Raw genomic sequence first — 17,542 nt, 5'->3', positions numbered from 1 at the left:
GGCCTGCCCCGCGGCCGGTGCCGGCCACCTCTCGTCCTGCGGCCGGGCCGGTCGGAACGGGGCGGCTGTTCCGGTCAGCGAGGGGCGAAGCGCTGGCCGGCGTCCAGGCGGAGGCACTGGCCGTTGAGCATCGGGTTGTCGACGATGGCCAGGGCGAGCTTGGCGTACTCCTCGGGGCGGCCCATGCGCTTGGGGAAGGCGGCGTCCTTGGTGAGGGCCTTGGCGAACTCGTCCGGGATGCCGGAGGTGATGCCGGTGGCGAAGAGGCTGGGGGCGATGGCGAGGACGCGGATGCCGAGGGAGCCGAGGTCGCGGGCCATGGTCAGGCACATCCCGGCGATGCCCGCCTTGGCGGCGGTGTAGGCCACCTGGCCGATCTGGCCCTCGAAGGCGGCGATGGAGGAGGTGTTGACGATGACGCCGCGTTCCTCGTCCTCGGGTTCGTTGGTGCTCATGTGGGCGGCGGCGATGCGGGAGATGTTGAAGGAGGCGACCACGTTGAGGTCGAGGACCTGGCGGAAGGCGTCCAGGTCGTGGGGCCCTTCCCTGGTGAGGGTTCGCTGGGCGATGCCCCCTCCGGCCGTGGTGACGATGGCGTGCAGGCCGCCCAGGTCGGCGACGGCGGCGTTGACGGCGCTCTCGGTTCCGGCGAAGTCGGTGACGTCGACGGGATGGAACGGCCCGCCGAGACTCTTGGCGACCTCGTCGCCGCCGGACCCGGGACGGTCGAGCACCGCCACGGAGGCGCCGCTCGCCGCGAACAGCTCGGCGGTGGCGCGGCCCATGCCGGACGCCCCGCCCACCACGATCGCCTTCTTGCCGCTGATCTCCATGGTTCCTCCATCCGCCGGCGAAACCGACCGGCGATTGCACTGGGTCAACTGGGCTGGTTCGGGAGGGGCGGCTCACCGCAGCGTCCACTTGCGGGTGGGCACGGCCGAGCGGTCGACCTGCGACTGACCGATCGGGTTGCCGATGTGCGTGTAGAGCATGCCGGAGCGCAGCGCCTCGGTGCGGGTCGAGTCCAGCGACTCCCACACGGCGCGGACGGTGCCCTGCACCGCCGCGGGCGGCTTGGCGGCGATGATCCGCGCGATCTCCTCGCCCCGCGCCCACAGCTCCTCGCGCGGCAGCACCTCGCTGACCAGCCCGATCTGGTGCGCCCGCTGCGCCGACATGCGCTCGTCCAGGCCGAGCAGCGCGATGCGCATCACCTCGCCGACCGGGATCTTGCGGGCGAGCCCGATCGGCTCCAGCGCGGCGGTCAGCCCGTAGCTCACGTGCGGATCGAAGAAGGTCGCGTCCTCGGAGGCGATGACGATGTCGGACTCGTTGATCCAGTAGAAGGCCCCGCCCGCGGCCATCCCGTGGACGCAGCACACCACGGGCTTCCAGACCCGGTTGAGCTTGGGCGACAGCCGGTCGCCGGGGTCTTCCTCCGTCCAGGCGTTCGCCGGCCGGCGGATGCCCTCCTTGACGTCCACCCCGGTGCAGAACGCCCGGTCGCCCGCCGCGCGGAGGAGGACCACGTGGACGTCGTCGTCTTCGCGGACCGTCTTCCAGAGCTCGGCGAACTCGTTGAGCATCGCCTCGTTGAAGCTGTTCATGGCCTCGGGCCGGTTCAGCGTGATCGTCGCGACGTGGTCGGCCACCTCGTAGGTCACCGTCGTGAAGACCATTCACCCTCCAGAATCGAAGCCGTGTGACTAGGTGCACTACGTTGACGTAGATAGCTGGGTCAGTCAACAGTTCCGGACCATCCGCGGCCGTGCCGGTGGTCGACGCGTCGGCTCGGGGAGATCTCCGGCAGGCCGGCTCCTCTCGGCCGGCGGGCGGGGTGGGCGACAGGGGCCGACGAACATCATGCCCTGGGCCGGACGGCGTACGGGAGGTCTGCGGAGGAGCGTTCCGCGGGATTCGCTCGAGCACTCGCGAAACTGGCAGAATTTCGCATCCGGCCGACCCCGGGCGCCCGGCGGCCGTGAAGAGTACAGCGTGAAGTCCCGCGGCCTCTGCGACGGCAGCGCCGGGCTCGACCCGTCCCCGACCCCCGGAGGGATCTTCCGATGCTGCACTCGACCGTCACGCCCGAGGCCAAACGGCGGGCGTTCCGCGACGCGCTGGCCTCCGGCGTCCTGGTCCGCATGCCCGGCGCGTTCAGCCCGCTGACCGCCCTGGCGATCGAACGCGCCGGCTTCGAGGGCGTGTACGTGTCCGGCAACGCGCTCGCGGCGGACCTCGGGCTGCCCGACCTCGGGCTGACCACCCTCACCGAGGTCTCCACCCGCGCCCAGGCCATCGCCCGGGTCACCGGCCTCCCTTCGCTCGTGGACGCCGACACCGGCTTCGGGGAACCGCTGAACGCCGCACGCACCGTGCAGATCCTCGAAGACGCGGGCCTCACCGGATGCCACATCGAGGACCAGGTCAACCCCAAGCGCTGCGGCCACCTGGACGGCAAGGCCGTCGTCGGCCTGCCGGACATGGTCCGCCGGATCGGCGCGGCCGTGGCGGCCCGCCGCGATCCCGGCTTCGTGATCTGCGCCCGCACCGACGCGCGCGGCACCGACGGGCTCGGCGCCGCGATCGAGCGGGCCAAGGCGCTCGCCGGCGCCGGCGCCGACATGATCTTCCCTGAGGGGCTGGCGGACGCCGCCGAGTTCGAGGCCGTCCGCAAGGCCGTGGACGTCCCGCTGCTGGCCAACATGAGCGAGTTCGGCAAGAGCACCCTTCTCACCGCGGACACCCTGCGCGACCTCGGCGTCAACGTCGTGATCTATCCGGTGACGCTGCTGCGGCTGGCGATGGGCGCCGTCGCCGAGGCGCTGGCCACCCTCGACGCGGACGGCACCCAGGCCGCGTTCGTCGACCGATTGCAGACCCCCGCCGAGACCAACGCGCTGCTCGGCTACGCCGACTACGCCGACTTCGACACCGCCCTGGTGGACGCGACCGTGTCTGACGGAACAGGGCACAGCCGCGACCACCAGAAGCAGCCCTGACCGCCTCCATCGTCGACCGGACGCCCCCACCGACTCCGTGGGGGCGTCCGTGTTCTCAGGGATTGCTGATTTCTGTCATGTGGCGGCCTTTAGTTGAAAAGCCGATCTAAAGGATTGTTTTCAGGACCTTGCCTCGGGGTTATCTGGACGGCTTTCACCGCGTGCGAGGATCGGCGTTGACGGAATGGAGAGATGTCGGCTGGCTGAAATGATCGACCGGGGGGCCGGATGCACGAGACCAAGCGGCACGGGCGCACCGTGGAGGGGGCTCCTCCGGCGGGCGGATACGAGCGCTACGTGGGCGGCAGTCCCGAGGCGGAGCGGGTGCACTTCGAGAAGCTCGCCCGCGACGTCATGCGGGTCCAGTCGAAGATCAAGAAGCGCGCCGGTGCGGCCAGGATCGAACGTGCCTTCCACGCGAAGGCGACCCTCGGTGTCGAGACGGATCCAGTTCCAGGTGCACGACTGGGTCGCGCAGAACGCAACGGCATGACGAGCGTCATCCTGCGCCACTGCCCCGAACTGGCCGCCGTCCTGCCGAGGGACACCAGCGCCTTCGCGCCGTGGCGGCGGACCGCGGTCGCGAGCTGACGGCGGGGACGATGCAGACCCGCGAAGCCCGAGCCGAAAGCTTCCGCCGGCGATGACGTCGTTCACGGAGGAAGGCATGCGTCATCTCATCGTGTGCTGCGACGGCACTTGGAACACGCCGGAGATGGAGTCCGTCACCAACGTGCGGCGGCTGTACAACGCCCTCGACCGTACGGACGAGGGCGGTCACCGGCAGTTGTCCTGGTACCAGCCGGGCGTCGGCAGCCTGCGCAACAGGCTGCTCGGGGGCGCCTTCGGGCTGGGGCTGTCGGACAACGTGATGGACGCCTACCGCTGGCTGGCCGGCGAATACCGTCCGGGCGACCGCATATGGCTGTTCGGCTTCAGCCGCGGCGCGTACACGGCGCGCAGCCTCGCCGGCATGGTCTCGGCCTGCGGGCTGATCGACACCGCCGCGCTGGACGAGGCGACGGCGCGAAGAAAGATCGAGCAGATCTACGATCACGGCTACCGGAAGCGCGGTGCCGACCGGAGATGGCGCCAAGGCCTGACCTTCCGGTACGACCCGGACGACCGGGAACGCATCCCGGTGCACTTCGTCGGAGTGTGGGACACCGTCGGCTCGCTCGGCGTCCCCGACTACCTGGGCTGGCTCAATCTGCTCGACCCGTCCCGCGGGGATGACTTCCACGACCTGAGACTCAACCCGCACATCAGGCACGCGCGGCACGCGGTGGCCATGGACGAACGCCGCGGCCCCTTCGTCCCGGCGTTGTGGGCCGAGCCGTTCGCCGACGGGCAGGACGTCAAGCAGGTGTGGTTCCCAGGCAGCCACCAGGACGTGGGCGGCGGCCACCCCCGTACGGGCCTGAGCGATGGCGCGCTCCGGTGGATGATCGACGAGGTGCGCGGCAGTGAACTCCCGCTGGGCTTCCGCAGGGCGACGGTGGACCAGATCCGGCCCGACCCCCTCGACGTCCTGCACGACGACGACCGCGGCCTGATCGGAGTGGCCGAGCCCTTGTCCGACCTCCAGCTCAGGCCGCTGCTCGAGGTCGCGCTCCAGCCGCGGCCGCGCGCGGTGCCCAAGATCGACCCGAGCACGCGCGAGCCGGACGTCCACCAGTCGGCGTACGACAGGCAGCGGACGCCGCCTATCTCCACGGGACCGTACCGGCCCACCAGGGTCCTCGCCCCGGGGCGGTCGGAGACCGTCGAGGTGTTCGCGGGCGAGCCGTGGAACGAGACGGGGCTCTACCTGGAGGCCGGCGACTACGACTTCGCCGCCGAGGGGGAGTGGCTGGACGGCGACATCGTGTCCGGTCCCGCCGGCACCTGCGGGCCGGGCCGCTTCAACCCGCTGACCGAGCGGCTCCGGCTCGTGCGAACCCTGCTCGGCGGGGTGGAGCGGCTCTTCGGCGCGGCGACCGGGAACCGGGCGGCCCGCTCGATCGGCGCTCGCCGCGACGTGCGCCTCCCGTGGATGTCGCTCGTGGGCGCCGTCGCCAACGACGCCATACGCGTCAAGGGCGACGCCACCGCCCATGAACGCATCGCGATCGGCGAGGGAACGCGCCATCGGGTGCGCCGGAGCGGCTACCTCTACACGTTCGCCAACGACGCCTGGGGGTCCAGCGGTAGCAACCGGGGCAGCGTGCGTCTCACCGTGACCATGGTCTCCGCGGACCATGACGAACGCCCCCGCGAGTCCCCCGCCCGGCTCGTGCCGGGACTCACGCCATGGCCATGAGCGGCGTGGTCGAGACGATCAGGGCGATCCTCACGCTCTCCGGCCACTGACCGCCTTCAGCGGCGGTGTCGGGCGCGGGTCCGGGAAGGCCCGGCCGGCCTTTCAGACGGGTGTGATCGGTAGTGAGCGGCGGGGTTCGAAACTGAAAGCGGAGCCGGTGCTGAAGCGTACGACGGCGACCTCGTTCGGCTCGGGTGCCGGGTGGTCGCGGCGGACGACGGTCAGCCGCCACTCCTCGGCGGTGCCGGTGGCCTCCACGTCGAGATGGGGGTCCACGGCGCGGACGATCGCCTGGAGCGGGGGCGTCCAGTCGGGGCCGCACAGCGAGATCCAGGCGGAGTCCTCGTGGGCGGGGGACGGGCGGACGACGATGCCGCCGCCGTCCATGTCGGCGTCGACGTAGGCCGCGGGGTTGAGGAGGGGGTGGAGCGCCAGGAGGCGGGTCGCGCCCTCGGCGCCGTCCGGCAGGTCGAGGGCGCGGGCGAGCCGCTCCGCGGCGATGCCGGCGATGCCCACCAGCTGCTTGCGGCGGATCCGGAGGAGTTCGCCGGCGTCGGCGGCCCGTTCGGCGACGGCGAGCGTGAAGGCCCGGTTGAGCAGGTGCATCTGCAGGCATACCTCGTCCGCGATCCGGGCGAGCGCGGAACGGGAGAAGGCGGCGAAGTCCAGGTCGCCGAGCAGCGGGCCGGAGTAGTCGGCGAGGCCGTCGTCGGCCGGGTCGATCGGTGCCAGCTCGAGGGTCGCGGCGCGGGAGCGCTCGTTCTCGGCCAGCAGCGGGATGCCCCGCACCTCCGGGTGGGACTCATCGATGATCACGGTCCACGCGCAGTGCGGGTGCCGGTCGGCCGGCCGGCGCGGGGGGCGGTGGATCGGCCGCACCTGCGCCTTCGGGTTGGTCGCGACAGCCGTCGCGTCGAAGGTGGGGTCCTCGATGTCGTGGCACATGGAGCGGACGTAGTCCTCGCCCATCGGCTCGACGTCCATCAGCGCGCCGCAGTGGTCGAGGTGGAACTCGCCGTTCCACCGGTCGTGGACGGTGTAGCGGAAGTCCATGAACTGCGGCGGAGCGCCGATGTCCAGTTGCAGGCCCTTGAAGATGGTCGGGACGTCGCCCTTCCCTGGGACCTCGGGGGCGTAGCCGAGCGCCCGCTGCATCCGCCGGGTGTAGATCGGGCTCGACGCCGCCCACTCCTCGATCGCGATCCGCGCCATCTGCTCCCGCCCGAACGCGGAGATGCACCACGCCATCCCGGAGCGGTCGATGAGCTGCCCGATGAGGAGCAGTTCGGGGACGACGACCGCGAGCTGCCCGCGGGTCAGGGCGGCGTAGCGGCTCGGGGGTGTCGCCGGCGGATGGGGCATCTGGGGTCTCCTTGGTAGGCCGGATCGAGGGGTGCGGGCGCCGTGGGGCGCGGGCCGGGCCGTCAGCCGGGGGTCAGGCCGAGCCGTGCGGCCGTCCTGTCCAGGTACTTGATCACCGTGGTCTCGTCGGCGTCCGGCACGCCCCAGATCAGCTCGGCGGCGCCGGCGGCGGCCCAGGCGGCGAAGTCCTCGGGCGCCGGCCTCTTGGTGACCAGGATCCGGATGTCGGGCTCGCCCGGCCGGCCCGCCCCGGCCCACTCCTCGCGCAGCAGGGCGGCCTTCTCGGTGATGCCGGTCTCGATCGGGGTGGTCATCCAGCCGTCGGCGTTGCGGGCGATCCACTTCATCGTCTTGGGGCCGCCGCCCGCACCGATGATCACCGGGATCCGGCCCTGCGGGGGCTTGGGGTAGGCCCAGCTCGGTCCGAACGACACGAACTCGCCGTCGTAGGACGCCTCCTCCTCGGTCCACAGGGCGCGCATCGCCTCCAGGTACTCCTTGAGGACGGTGCGGCGCCTGGCCGCGGGGACGTGGTGGTCGGCCAGCTCGTCGGTGTTCCAGCCGAAGCCGGCGCCGATCGTCAGCCGGCCGCCGGACAAGTGGTCCAGGGTCGCGAGCGTCTTGGCGAGGGTGATCGGGTCGGACTCCACCGGCAGCGCGACCGCGGTCGCCAGGCCGATCCGCTCGGTCACCGCCGCTGCGGTCGCCAGCGACACCCACGGGTCCAGGGTGCGCATGTAGCGGTCGTCGGGCAGGTCCTGGCCGCCGGTCGGGTGAAGCGCGTCGCGGCGCACCGGGATATGGGTGTGCTCGGGCACGTAGACAGTGTCGAATCCCCGCTCCTCGGCGGCCTTCGCGAGGGCCGCCGGCGTGATGCCGCGGTCGGAGGTGAAGAGCACGATTCCGTTGCGCATGGCGCCATGGTAGAACGTGTTCTACATGTCTTGGAATAGTGACTGGACAACTGTCCAGCAGACCGGCCGGCGTCGTCCCCCGATCGAGGAGCCCCATGGCCATCCGCGTCCTTCACGTGGCGACCGGCAACGTCGGCCGGATCGCCCTGTCGCAGTTGATCGAGGACCCTCGCTTCGAACTGGCCGGGCTGGTCGTGTCGAGCCCCGAGAAGGTCGGGCGGGACGCCGGTGAGCTCGCCGGCCTCGACGTGGTCACGGGCGTGGCGGCCACGGCCGACCTGGACGCGGCGCTCGCCCTGCGGCCCGAGTGCACGGTCCACTGCGCGCTCGGGGAGATCCGGTTGTTCGAGGCGCTCGACGACGTCCGGAAGATCCTCGCGTCGGGCAGCAACGTCGTCGCCTCCTCGCCGGTGCCCCTGATCCACCCCTGGGGCGTGCTGCCGGACCGCATGATCGCCCCGATCGAGGACGCCTGCCGGGCCGGCGGGACGAGTCTCTTCGTCACCGGGGTCGACCCCGGTTGGGTCAACGACCTGCTGCCCTTCGCGATCGCCGGCACCTGCCAGCGGGTGGAGCAGGTGCGCTGCTCGGAGATCGCCGACTACGCGACCTACGACGGCGGCCCGGTCATGTTCGACTTCATGGGATTCGGCCGGCCGGTGGGGGACCTGCCGAAGATGTTCAAGCCGGGGATGCTGGCGGCGTCCTGGGGGGTCAGCCTCCGGATGCTCGCCCGCGGGTTCGGTTTCGAGCTCGACGACATCACCGAGTGGTTCGAGCAGGAGCCGGCGCCGGAGGCGTTCGACGTGGCCGCCGGGCACATCCCCGCGGGCGGGGTGGCGGCGATGCGGTTCCAGATCCGCGGCGTCGCCGGCGGCAGGGAGGTCCTCGTCATCGACCACACGACCCGGCTGCGCGGCGACCTGCGTCCCGACTGGCCGCAGCCGGCGCAGGACGGCGGGTCCTACCGGGTCGAGATCGTCGGCGAACCGTCCTACCGCGTCGACGTCTGCCCGACCAGCGCCAGAGGGGACCACAACTACGCGGCGATCGCCTCCGGCGCCGGGCGCATCGTGAACTCGATCCCCGACGTCGTGGCGGCGCCGCCGGGCCTGCGGACGCCGCTCGACCTGCCCTTCAACACCGCCCGTGGCGTCTTCGCGACGGCACTGGCCGACTGAGACCCGCGGATGGAGAGGACACCTGCGATGGGACGTGTGGACGGGAAGGTCGCCCTGATCAGCGGGGGAGCGCGCGGCATCGGAGCGGCCAGCGCCCGGGCGCTGGCCGCCGAGGGCGCCAAGGTCGTGATCGGCGACATCCTCGACGACGCCGGCCGGGCCGTCGCGGACGAGCTGGGCGACGCGGCCCGCTACGTGCACCTCGACGTGACGAGCCCCGAGGACTGGACGGCCGCCGTCGAGACGACCGTCGGCGAGTTCGGCACCCTCAACGTGCTGTTCAACAACGCGGGCATCGCCAACGGCTCGGCCATCAACCGGTTCAGGCTGGAGAAGTGGCAGCAGATCATCGACATCAACCTCACCGGCCCGTTCCTCGGCATCCGCGCCGCCACCGACGCGCTGATCGCGGCCGGCGGCGGCTCGATCATCAACAACTCGTCCATCGAGGGGCTGCGCGGCACCTCGTGGGCGCACGGCTACGTGGCCTCGAAATGGGGGCTGCGCGGCCTGACCAAGTCGGTCGCCGTCGAACTCGCCCCGCACGGCGTCCGGGTCAACTCGCTGCACCCGGGCCTGATCCGGACCCCGATCACCGAGGGCATCCCCGACGACATGGTCCCGATCCCGCTCGGGCGTCCCGGCCTGCCCGAGGACGTCGCCTCCTTCGTGGTGTTCCTCGCCAGCGACGAGTCCTCCTACGCCACCGGATCGGAGTTCGTCATCGACGGGGGCACCGTGAACCAGATTCCGCACAAAGGCTGACCGCGGCCGGCGCCCGCCGCCGGCGACGATTGGGGTAAGGATCGATGAACGCACAACCCTCTTCGGGACTGGCCGTCCCCCAGGTGATGCCGACCGCGGATCTCGCCGACGCCGAGCGGTTCGACGTGGTCGTGGTGGGCTTCGGGATCGCCGGCGGCTGCGCCGCGCTGGAGGCCGCGCGCGCGGGCGCCCGGGTGCTGCTGCTGGAGCGGGCCGCCGTCCACGGCGGGACGTCGAGCATGTCGGGCGGCCACTTCTACCTCGGCGGGGGCACCGCCGTCCAGCGGGCCACCGGTCACGATGACACGGTCGAGGCGATGGCGCGCTACCTGATGGCGAGCACCAAGGATCCCGACGAGGAGAAGATCCGGGCCTACTGCGAGGGGTCGGTCGCGCACTTCCGGTGGTTGGAGGCGCTGGGGTTCGAGTTCGAGCGGTCCTACTTCCCCGGGAAGGCGGTGATCCAGCCCGGCACCGAGGGCCTGATGTTCACCGGGAACGAGAAGGTGTGGCCGTTCCGCGAGGAGATCCCGCCGGCGCCGCGGGGGCACAAGGTGCCGGTGCCCGGCGACACGGACGGCACCAGGGTCGTCATGGACCTGCTGCGTGACCGGATCCAGGAAGCCGGGGTCGAGGTCCGCTACGAGACGGGCGCGACCAATCTGGTGGCGGCCGAGGACGGCACGGTCGCCGGCGTCGCCTGGCGGAGGTTCGACCAGACCGGCGTCGTCGGCGCCGCCGGGGTGGTGATCGCGGCCGGCGGGTTCGTGATGAACCCGGACATGGTCGCGGCCTACACCCCGGCCCTCGGCGGGAAACTGTTCACGCTGGGCAGCAGCTACGACGACGGGCTCGGGATCCGGCTGGGGCAGTCGGTCGGCGCCGCGCTGGAGCACATGGAGGAGCCGTTCATCACCGCGCCGTTCTACCCGCCGTCGTCGCTGGTGAAGGGCCTGATCGTCAACAACCGCGGGGAGCGGTTCGTGGCCGAGGACGGCTACCACGCGCGCACGTCGTACTTCGTGCTCCAGCAGCCGGACGCGACGGCGTACCTGATCGCCGACAGCGACCACATGGAGGAGCAGCGGATGCCGCTGGTGCCGCTGAAGGACGGTTACGAGACGATCGAGGAGATGGAGGCGGGCCTCGACCTGCCCCGCGGCTCGCTCGCGCCGACGATGGCGCGGTACAACGAGCACGCCGCGCGGGGCGAGGACCCCGACTTCCACAAGCATCCCGACTGGCTGGCTCCGCAGACCAAGGGCCCCTGGGGCGTGTACGACCTGAGCCTCGGCACCGCCCTGTACGCCGGTTTCACGCTCGGCGGCATGGCCACCACGGTCGAGGGCGAGGTGCGGCGGGCCGACGGGTCGGTCGTGCACGGGCTCTACGCGGCGGGGGCCTGCGCGTCCAACATCGCGCAGGACGGCGCCGGCTACTGCTCGGGGACCCAGCTCGGCGAGGGCTCGTTCTTCGGCCGCAGGGCCGGCCGCGCCGCCGCGCTGCGTGCCCGGAGCACGTCCCGGTAGGAGCGGCTCGGCCGGGCTTCAGGACGGTTCACCGTCCGCGGACGGCGGCTGGAGGGTTCTTCTGCGGAGGACGAGGAGCGCCGTGTCGTCCGTCAAACGGCTCCGAGTGTGCTGCTGCAGTTCGTGGTGGAGGGTCGGGGCGATGTCGGCGGGAGGAACGTCGCCCCAGGCCGCCGCACGCTCTTCCAACGGGTAGAACGCGCCGGACGGGTCCCGGGCCTCGGTGACGCCGTCGGTGTAGAGCAGGAGCGTGGTCCCGTAAGGAAAGTCGAACCGTCTGACGGCGCGCGGCTGGGGATCGAGAGAGGCCAGCCCCAGCGGGACGGACGCCTCGCCGAGGGGGACCCGCCCGGACCGTCCGTCCCGCAGCAGGTAGGGCGGGACGTGCCCGCAGTTGATCGCCTCCACTTTCGTCTCGGAACCGATGCCGAGGACGAGCGCGGTGACGAAACGTTCCGCCTCTCCGGCTTGCGCGGCGAACGAGTTGTGCCGCAGCACGGAGTTCTCGAGGGCGTCCACGACGGCGCTGAGGGTGCTCTCCGCCAGGGCCGCCTCCCGGAACGAACTCAGCAGGGCGAAGGCCGTGCTGATGGCGGGCAGGCCCTTGCCCTGGACATCGGCGATGAGGACCCGGCTGCCGTACGGGGTCGCGACGACCTCGTAGATGTCGCCGCCGACCCGGCTGTCCTCCTCAAGAGGCTCGTACAGGCCGTAGACGAGGAGTTCGTCGGTGGCGAGGGGGAACGGGCGCAGGATCTGGCGCTGCAGGGCGGCCGCCGCGGAGCGCAGCCGCGTGATCTCCCCTTCGCTGCGGGCGCGCTGAACGGCCCGGGCCACGCTCAGGCCGTTCAGCGCGACGGCGAAGACGATCACGCTCGCGTTGCCCGCCGCCGTCTCCAGGGGGCTGCGGATCAGGGAGAGGAGGATCACCAGGGTCGCCCACCCGGCCGCCACCGCGGTCTGCCGGACCGTTCCCCGTCCGGCGATCAGGGTGGGCAGGAAGACCAGGAACGGGGCCAGCCCGGTCTCCCTGCGGAGGACGATGCCGGTCACCGCGAGCGCCGCCGTGATCCCCGCGAGCCACAGGATCAGGACCGGCCAGGTGAGGGGGGCGGCGCGTCCGCCCCGCCTCGCGCCCGCGTCCGGGCCGTCCGGATCGTTCGAGGTGCGCACCCTAGGCCCGGCCCTCCCCTCCCCGCAGACGATCGACCGGAGCATCCATTCTAGTGATCAGTTCATCGCCGACCGTGACGGCGTCCCCGTGGTTCGGCGCGGGCGGACGGACGAGAGCGCGCCGGGGAGGCGGACGTCCGGGAGCAGGGGAGCGGCGGAGCGGGAGCGGAGCGAGGCCGCCGTCACCCCGGACCCGTAGGCGACGTCCTCGGCGAGCCGCAGGGCGGTGTAGCGGACGGGATCGACGGCGGGGCGCTCGCGCAGCCATTCCAGCCCGATCGGCGCGATCATGGCCAGGGCCGCGGCGCGGGCCGTGCGGCTGCGCGGGCAGGCGGCCACGGCGAGCAGCCCGGCGGGCCACCACTCGCGGCGGAGCGCGTGCCCGAGCGAGGCCGCGTCGGCGACGGCGCCCTTGGCGACGACGGTCGCGGCCAGGCTCCGGCCGCTGGGCAGCCTGGACAGGCGTCCGGCGAGGAGCGCCGTGGCGAGGCCCGCGCACGCGGCCGCCGGTGCCGGGCGGCCCCGGGCGAGCAGGCCGAGGACGGCGAGGTTCCACAACGAGGGGCGGGCGGGCGCCAGCCTGCCGGGATGGCGGCGGGCCAGGTCGGCGGCGGACGTGCCGTACTGGTGGCGCCGCCGGGCCCAGTCCGCCGGGCGCAGCCGCGGCGTGTGGAAGACCTCGGCCGCGGGCTCGTAGCGGACGTTCCACCCCTGGTCTCCCAGGCGCCAGACCAGGTCGACGTCCTCGCCCAGCCGCAGCCGCTCGTCGAAGGGGGAGTCTCCCAGCGCCGCCACGCGGACCAGCAGCGTCGCCGTGGGGACGAAGCCGGGCCTGCCCCCCGGCCGGACCAGCGCGGGCCGGCGCCCCATGTCGAGCGCCGAGCGGGCGGCCTCGTACCGGGCCATGAGCCGGGTGTCGCCGGGCCGGGGCAGCACCCTCGGGGCGACGGCGGCGACGCGGGGATCGTCGAAGTGCGGCATGAGTACGTCGAGCCAGCCGGGCGCGGGACGGCAGTCGGAGTCCACGAGCGCGGCGAACGGCGTCTCCACGAGCCGCAGCCCGGTGTTGCGCGCCGCGGCGGGGCCGCGGTTGCGGTCGTGCCGGACCAGCCGCGCGTCGTGCGCGGCGGCGGCGCGGCGCAGCGGCCCGGGGTCCGGGGAACCGTCGTCGACGACGATCACGGGCAGGCCCTTGACCGCGGCCAGGCTCGCGTCGAGCTCGTCGGCCCGGCCGAAGGCCGGGATAACGACCGTCACGTCGTGCGGGCCGGGACGCGGCGCCGGGAGCGGCAGGGCCAGGCCGTGGTCGAGGAGCCGGCGGGCCAGTGCCCGCGCGACGGCGGAGTCGCCGGCCAGACCGCGCGAGCCCGCCCGGTGCAGAGCCGCCAGGTGCGGCAGGGCGGCGTCGCCGAAGCGGACGACCTTCCAGGGGACACCGCCGGTGGCGACCCGTCCGCCCGACCGGAGGGACGTCCGCGGGTCCAGCGCGATGCGGAAGCCGGGCGGGAGCGCGAAGGAACGGCGGTCGCCCCCGCCGGAGACGTTCATGCCCGCGGTCCCGGCGAGGGGGCGGCGCCCGGGGCGAGGAGGCGGCCGCGGGCGTCCGCGCGCCCGCCGCCGATCCGGCGCGCGGCCGACGCCGCCATCGCTTCCAGGATCTCGCGCCCCCGTTCGCCGGACGCTCCGGCCGGGTCGCCGAGGACGCCGGACGGGGAGACGGCCCGGACGCCCCGGGCCATCAGGTCGGGCATCAGCTCCACCAGCGGTCGCGCGTCGCCGGTGACCGCGTCGAACGGCCGGACGAGGTGCGGCGCCAGGTGCAGCATGACGGAGGTCTCGGTGAGTCCGGCGTGCGCGTCGCCGCCCGGGGCCTCGCATCCGGTCCAGGCGACGTCGTGGCCTTCGGTGCGCATCCGTTCCACGGCGGCGTCGAGGGCGGGGACGTTGCCGCCGTGCCCGTTGACGAAGACGGTCCGCCCCGCCCACAGCGCCAGCGAGCGCACGGTCTCCACCAGCACGACGTGCAGCGCTTCGTGCCCGATGGAGATCGTCCCGGGGAAGCCGGCGTGCTCGCCGCTCGCGCCGTACGGGATCGGCGGTGCGACGAGCACCGGCCGGTCGGACCGCGGGCCGAGGAGGCCGGCCGCCCGTTCGGCGACGGCCTGGGCGATCACGGTGTCGGTGCACAGCGGGAGGTGCGGTCCGTGCTGCTCGGTCGAGCCGGCCGGCACGAGGACCAGCGGTTCCGCCCCGACGCCGGGCCAGGCGGAACCCGCCAGCTCGCGGCTCGCGCCTGCGGGCACGTCAGCCCGCCGGAGCGCCGGGCGCCCCGCCGCCGAGCGTCAGGGCGAAGCCGGGCGGGACGACCAGGTCGTCCGGGCACAGCTCGTGGACGCCGGCGCGGCCGAGGCCGAGGACGGCCGAGTCGAGGCCGCCGCGCATGATGTCGAGGACGTTCTCCACCCCGGCCTGCCCGTTGGCGGCGAGGCCCCACAGGTACGCGCGGCCGATGAGCACGGCGCGGGCGCCGAGGGCCAGGGCCTTGGCGACGTCGCCGCCGCGCCGGACGCCGCCGTCGAGCAGCACCTCGACCTGGTCGCCGACCGCCTCGGCGATGGAGGGCAGGACGCGGATCGTGGCGGGCGTGGTGTCGAGGTTGTTGCCGCCGTGGTTGGAGACCGACAGGGCGGTGACGCCCGCGTCCACGGCCTTCCTGGCGTCGTCGACGCGGGTGACGCCCTTGAGCATGAACGGGCCGCCCCACTCCTTGCGGAGCCAGGCCACGTCCTCCCAGGTGGGCGGCGGCGTCTGCATCCATTCGCCGTAGGCGCCGAAGAAGGTGGGGGCCGGGCCGTCCGGCGGTCGGAGGTTGGGGGTGGTGAGGTCGGGCAGCCGTCTCGTCCTCGCGAACCGCCACAGCCAGCCGGGGTGGGGCAGGACGCTGGGCGCCAGCTTCATCGCGGTCTTCAGGTCGATCTTCTCGGGGATGCTGGGGCTGCCCCAGTCGCGCCCGTTGGAGAACGACCAGTCGAGCGTGGCGATCAGCCCCTTGGCCCCGGCCCGCCTGGCGCGGTCCATGCGCTGGACCATGGTGTCGCGGTCGCCGCTCCAGTACAGCTGGAAGAACAGGTTCGGGTTGGCCGCGGCGACCTCTTCGACGGGTTTGCTCGCGAACGAGCTGAGCCCCATGATGACGCCCCGGTTGGCGGCGGCGCGGGCCACCGCGGCCTCGCCGCCGGGGTCCACGGCCTGGACGCCGGTGGGCGAGATCAGGACCGGGAGGGACGTCTCCACCCCCATCACGGTGGTCGACAGGTCCCGGTCCGCGTGATGGCCGGCGACGCGGGGCGCGAAACCCAGCTCGGCGAACGCGGCGGTGTTGCCGTCGACCGTCCGGCCGCGCTCGGAGCCCGCGACCAGCGCGCCGTACACCATGGAGGGCAGCCGCTTCTTGGCCCTGCGCTGCGCCTCGGCGACGGTCTCGAACCAGGGGTTCTTCAACGGCATCGGTGTGTCTCCTAGCCAGGGAGGCGGCGGGCGGTCATGCCCCCCGCCAGGTAGAGATCGGACGTGGGTCAGTTGAGCCGCAGGCCCGCGAGGGGGTCTTCGGCGCAGTCGCTCACCGGGGGACGGTCGAGGCCGGGGCGGCGGGTGAGCGTCACCGGCACCGGCCCCGTCCGGCGCGGTCCGGTCCCGCGTGCGGCGGTGCGGCGCGAGTGGTCGGCGGACGGCCTGGGGATGCCCGCGCGATCGTCCGGCCGCTGTGCCAGCAGCTTCTCGCCGTGGCCCTGGACGCATTCGGGGTCGGGGCCGTCCAGGGGCAGGCCGGTGAAGAACTTGGCGGCCATGCAGCCGCCCTTGCAGGTGTCGTAGAACGCGCAGGACGTGCAGGCCCCGCCGTTCTGCGGCTCGCGCAGGCCCTGGAACAGCTCGGACTCGCGCCACACGTCGGCGAACCCGCCGGGCTGCCGGACGTTGCCGGCGAGGAACTCCTCGTGGATCGCGAACGGGCAGGCGTACACGTCGCCGACCGGGTCGATCAGGCAGACGACCCGACCGGCGCCGCAGAGGTTCAGTCCGGGGAGGGACTGCCCGTAGGCCGACAGGTGGAAGAAGGAGTCGCCGGTCAGGACGTCCTCGCCGTGCGCGACGAGCCAGTCGTACAGTTCGCGCTGCTGGGCGGGGGTCGGGTGCAGTTCGTCCCACACGTCGGCGCCGCGCCCGGACGGACGCAGCCGGGTCAGCCGCAGCTGGGCGCCGTGCTCGTCGGCGAGCGCCTTGAATTCGTCCATCTGCGGGATGTTGTGCCGGGTGCACACGACCGACAGCTTGAAGTTCTTCATGCCGGCGTCGGCGAGGTTGCGCATGGCGCGCACGGCGGTGTCGTAGGAGCCGGGGCCGCGGATCGCGTCGTTGACGTCGGCGGTCGCGCCGTCCAGGGAGATCTGCACGTCGACGTAGTCGTTGGCGGCCAGCCGCCGCGCGGCCTCCGGGGTGATGCGGACGCCGTTGGTGGAGAACTTCACGCCGACGTTGTGGGCGGTGGCGTAGTCCAGCAGTTCCCAGAAGTCGGAGCGGACGGTCGGTTCGCCGCCTCCGATGTTGACGTAGAAGACCTGCATGGCCTCCAGTTCGTCGATGACGGCCTTGGCCTCGTCGGTGGTCAGCTCGCGCGGGTCGCGCCGTCCGGAGCTGGACAGGCAGTGCGCGCAGGCGAGGTTGCAGGCGTAGGTGAGCTCCCAGGTCAGGCAGATCGGCGCGTCGAGCCCGTGCTCGAACAGGTCGACGAGCCGGGGCCCGGGCGCGGGTTCGGCGATGGTCATGGAGTCCTTTCGACGACCATCCGCGACCGGACCAGGGCGGCCAGCGCGGCGGCGTACCGGGCCTGGTCGGCGGCGGGGACCCCGGCCGCCGTGCAGGCGGCGCGGGCGGTGGGCGCGTCCTTCAGGGTCTGGACGACCTCGAGCAGGCGGCGGTCCTTCAGGAAGGACAGCTTGCGGGTGCCGAAGTGGTAGAGCAGCGCGCCGAAGGGTTCGGGCCGCACCGAGACCTGCGGGTGCAGGTCCCAGGCGCGGTCGATGTCGATCCCGGACATGCGGTCCGCGCGGTCTAGTAGACGCCGCACATGCCGTCGATCGAGACCTCCTCGATCAGCGACTCGGCTGCGGCGAGCTCCTCGGCCATGTCGTCGGCCTGGTTCTGGGCCTCGAGGTCGGGGGCGGTGTCCATGGATCCTCCTTCTGCCGGGCGGCGCCGGTCGTGCGCGGGTGAGGTGCGCCCGTGCCGCTTGTCCGGGATACTAATTGCATCGAGT

At 72.8% G+C, this 17,542-nt stretch carries 17 protein-coding genes; 6 read left to right on the top strand and 11 right to left on the bottom strand.

Annotated elements, in window-relative coordinates:
- Nucleotides 1-74 precede the first annotated feature (74 nt).
- Complete coding sequence (locus SM418_RS07085) at nucleotides 75-833, bottom strand: SDR family NAD(P)-dependent oxidoreductase (protein ID WP_371939846.1); 759 nt, start codon at nucleotides 831-833, stop codon at nucleotides 75-77.
- Between the two features lie 72 nt (nucleotides 834-905).
- Nucleotides 906-1,679, bottom strand: a complete 774-nt coding sequence (locus SM418_RS07080; RefSeq protein ID WP_371939845.1) for an enoyl-CoA hydratase/isomerase family protein — start codon at nucleotides 1,677-1,679, stop codon at nucleotides 906-908.
- Nucleotides 1,680-2,066: 387 nt separating this feature from the next.
- Here SM418_RS07080 and prpB point away from each other — a divergent pair, with 387 nt between their 5' ends.
- The 3 genes from prpB to SM418_RS07065 all read left to right on the top strand — a co-directional run bounded on the left by prpB (nucleotide 2,067) and on the right by SM418_RS07065 (nucleotide 5,304).
- The gene (gene prpB, locus SM418_RS07075; protein WP_371939844.1) at nucleotides 2,067-3,002 is read left to right on the top strand and encodes a methylisocitrate lyase; all 936 of its coding nucleotides are present in this window, start codon (nucleotides 2,067-2,069) and stop codon (nucleotides 3,000-3,002) included.
- Nucleotides 3,003-3,230: 228 nt separating this feature from the next.
- Nucleotides 3,231-3,593 carry a hypothetical protein gene (locus tag SM418_RS07070; RefSeq protein ID WP_371939843.1) on the top strand — a complete coding sequence of 121 codons (363 nt, stop codon included), beginning with the start codon at nucleotides 3,231-3,233 and terminating at the stop codon, nucleotides 3,591-3,593.
- Nucleotides 3,594-3,669: 76 nt separating this feature from the next.
- Nucleotides 3,670-5,304, top strand: a complete 1,635-nt coding sequence (locus SM418_RS07065; protein ID WP_371939842.1) for a T6SS phospholipase effector Tle1-like catalytic domain-containing protein — start codon at nucleotides 3,670-3,672, stop codon at nucleotides 5,302-5,304.
- Nucleotides 5,305-5,406: 102 nt separating this feature from the next.
- On the opposite strand, the gene SM418_RS07060 is transcribed toward SM418_RS07065, so the two are convergent.
- Nucleotides 5,407-6,666, bottom strand: a complete 1,260-nt coding sequence (locus SM418_RS07060) for a hypothetical protein (RefSeq protein WP_371939841.1) — start codon at nucleotides 6,664-6,666, stop codon at nucleotides 5,407-5,409.
- 62 nt (nucleotides 6,667-6,728) lie between these two features.
- Nucleotides 6,729-7,580: an LLM class F420-dependent oxidoreductase gene (locus SM418_RS07055; protein ID WP_371939840.1), complete on the bottom strand. Its 852-nt coding sequence runs from the start codon at nucleotides 7,578-7,580 to the stop codon at nucleotides 6,729-6,731.
- 95 nt (nucleotides 7,581-7,675) lie between these two features.
- Between SM418_RS07055 and SM418_RS07050 the strand changes: the two genes are divergently transcribed.
- Genes SM418_RS07050 through SM418_RS07040 form a run of 3 tightly spaced genes read left to right on the top strand, consistent with a single transcriptional unit; the run spans nucleotide 7,676 to nucleotide 11,055 of the window.
- Nucleotides 7,676-8,761, top strand: a complete 1,086-nt coding sequence (locus SM418_RS07050; RefSeq protein WP_371939839.1) for an NAD(P)H-dependent amine dehydrogenase family protein — start codon at nucleotides 7,676-7,678, stop codon at nucleotides 8,759-8,761.
- Between the two features lie 27 nt (nucleotides 8,762-8,788).
- Nucleotides 8,789-9,526, top strand: coding sequence for a glucose 1-dehydrogenase (locus tag SM418_RS07045; protein WP_371939838.1), 738 nt, complete (start codon nucleotides 8,789-8,791; stop codon nucleotides 9,524-9,526).
- A 44-nt stretch (nucleotides 9,527-9,570) separates the two neighbouring features.
- Nucleotides 9,571-11,055 carry an FAD-binding protein gene (locus SM418_RS07040; protein WP_371939837.1) on the top strand — a complete coding sequence of 495 codons (1,485 nt, stop codon included), beginning with the start codon at nucleotides 9,571-9,573 and terminating at the stop codon, nucleotides 11,053-11,055.
- An 18-nt stretch (nucleotides 11,056-11,073) separates the two neighbouring features.
- On the opposite strand, the gene SM418_RS07035 is transcribed toward SM418_RS07040, so the two are convergent.
- The 7 genes from SM418_RS07035 to mftA form a co-directional block, all read right to left on the bottom strand.
- Nucleotides 11,074-12,228: a PP2C family protein-serine/threonine phosphatase gene (locus SM418_RS07035; protein ID WP_371939836.1), complete on the bottom strand. Its 1,155-nt coding sequence runs from the start codon at nucleotides 12,226-12,228 to the stop codon at nucleotides 11,074-11,076.
- A gap of 57 nt (nucleotides 12,229-12,285) precedes the next feature.
- A complete protein-coding gene (gene mftF / locus SM418_RS07030) occupies nucleotides 12,286-13,776 on the bottom strand; it encodes a mycofactocin biosynthesis glycosyltransferase MftF (RefSeq protein WP_371939835.1) in 1,491 nt (496 codons plus the stop codon).
- Nucleotides 13,773-14,531 carry a mycofactocin biosynthesis peptidyl-dipeptidase MftE gene (mftE, locus tag SM418_RS07025; RefSeq protein ID WP_371939834.1) on the bottom strand — a complete coding sequence of 253 codons (759 nt, stop codon included), beginning with the start codon at nucleotides 14,529-14,531 and terminating at the stop codon, nucleotides 13,773-13,775. The genes mftF and mftE overlap by 4 nt, the downstream gene beginning before the upstream one ends.
- Before the next feature lies 1 nt (nucleotide 14,532).
- Nucleotides 14,533-15,735 (bottom strand): pre-mycofactocin synthase MftD, encoded by a 1,203-nt coding sequence (gene mftD / locus SM418_RS07020; RefSeq protein ID WP_371939833.1) that lies wholly within the window; start codon nucleotides 15,733-15,735, stop codon nucleotides 14,533-14,535.
- A 68-nt stretch (nucleotides 15,736-15,803) separates the two neighbouring features.
- A complete protein-coding gene (gene mftC / locus SM418_RS07015; protein WP_371939832.1) occupies nucleotides 15,804-17,051 on the bottom strand; it encodes a mycofactocin radical SAM maturase in 1,248 nt (415 codons plus the stop codon).
- The gene (gene mftB / locus SM418_RS07010; protein WP_371939831.1) at nucleotides 17,048-17,323 is read right to left on the bottom strand and encodes a mycofactocin biosynthesis chaperone MftB; all 276 of its coding nucleotides are present in this window, start codon (nucleotides 17,321-17,323) and stop codon (nucleotides 17,048-17,050) included. The genes mftC and mftB overlap by 4 nt, the downstream gene beginning before the upstream one ends.
- 14 nt (nucleotides 17,324-17,337) lie before the next feature.
- The gene (gene mftA, locus SM418_RS07005) at nucleotides 17,338-17,457 is read right to left on the bottom strand and encodes a mycofactocin precursor MftA (RefSeq protein WP_371939830.1); all 120 of its coding nucleotides are present in this window, start codon (nucleotides 17,455-17,457) and stop codon (nucleotides 17,338-17,340) included.
- Nucleotides 17,458-17,542: the final 85 nt, after the last annotated feature.

The organism is Actinomadura chokoriensis, assembly GCF_041463665.1.
GTDB lineage: Bacteria > Actinomycetota > Actinomycetes > Streptosporangiales > Streptosporangiaceae > Spirillospora > Spirillospora chokoriensis_A.
This window is presented reverse-complemented; position numbering and strand designations above follow the sequence as displayed.

Excerpts from the sequence above, each read along its gene's own strand:
- SM418_RS07060 (WP_371939841.1), bottom strand. The coding sequence starts at position 6,666 with ATGCCCCATCCGCCGGCGACACCCCCGAGCCGCTACGCCGCCCTGACC.
- SM418_RS07085 (WP_371939846.1), bottom strand. The coding sequence starts at position 833 with ATGGAGATCAGCGGCAAGAAGGCGATCGTGGTGGGCGGGGCGTCCGGC.
- SM418_RS07050 (WP_371939839.1), top strand. The coding sequence starts at position 7,676 with ATGGCCATCCGCGTCCTTCACGTGGCGACCGGCAACGTCGGCCGGATC.
- SM418_RS07070 (WP_371939843.1), top strand. The coding sequence starts at position 3,231 with ATGCACGAGACCAAGCGGCACGGGCGCACCGTGGAGGGGGCTCCTCCG.
- mftA (WP_371939830.1), bottom strand. The coding sequence starts at position 17,457 with ATGGACACCGCCCCCGACCTCGAGGCCCAGAACCAGGCCGACGACATG.
- SM418_RS07055 (WP_371939840.1), bottom strand. The coding sequence starts at position 7,580 with ATGCGCAACGGAATCGTGCTCTTCACCTCCGACCGCGGCATCACGCCG.
- mftB (WP_371939831.1), bottom strand. The coding sequence starts at position 17,323 with ATGTCCGGGATCGACATCGACCGCGCCTGGGACCTGCACCCGCAGGTC.
- mftF (WP_371939835.1), bottom strand. The coding sequence starts at position 13,776 with ATGAACGTCTCCGGCGGGGGCGACCGCCGTTCCTTCGCGCTCCCGCCC.
- SM418_RS07040 (WP_371939837.1), top strand. The coding sequence starts at position 9,571 with ATGAACGCACAACCCTCTTCGGGACTGGCCGTCCCCCAGGTGATGCCG.
- SM418_RS07065 (WP_371939842.1), top strand. The coding sequence starts at position 3,670 with ATGCGTCATCTCATCGTGTGCTGCGACGGCACTTGGAACACGCCGGAG.
- SM418_RS07080 (WP_371939845.1), bottom strand. The coding sequence starts at position 1,679 with ATGGTCTTCACGACGGTGACCTACGAGGTGGCCGACCACGTCGCGACG.
- mftD (WP_371939833.1), bottom strand. The coding sequence starts at position 15,735 with ATGCCGTTGAAGAACCCCTGGTTCGAGACCGTCGCCGAGGCGCAGCGC.
- mftC (WP_371939832.1), bottom strand. The coding sequence starts at position 17,051 with ATGACCATCGCCGAACCCGCGCCCGGGCCCCGGCTCGTCGACCTGTTC.
- prpB (WP_371939844.1), top strand. The coding sequence starts at position 2,067 with ATGCTGCACTCGACCGTCACGCCCGAGGCCAAACGGCGGGCGTTCCGC.
- SM418_RS07045 (WP_371939838.1), top strand. The coding sequence starts at position 8,789 with ATGGGACGTGTGGACGGGAAGGTCGCCCTGATCAGCGGGGGAGCGCGC.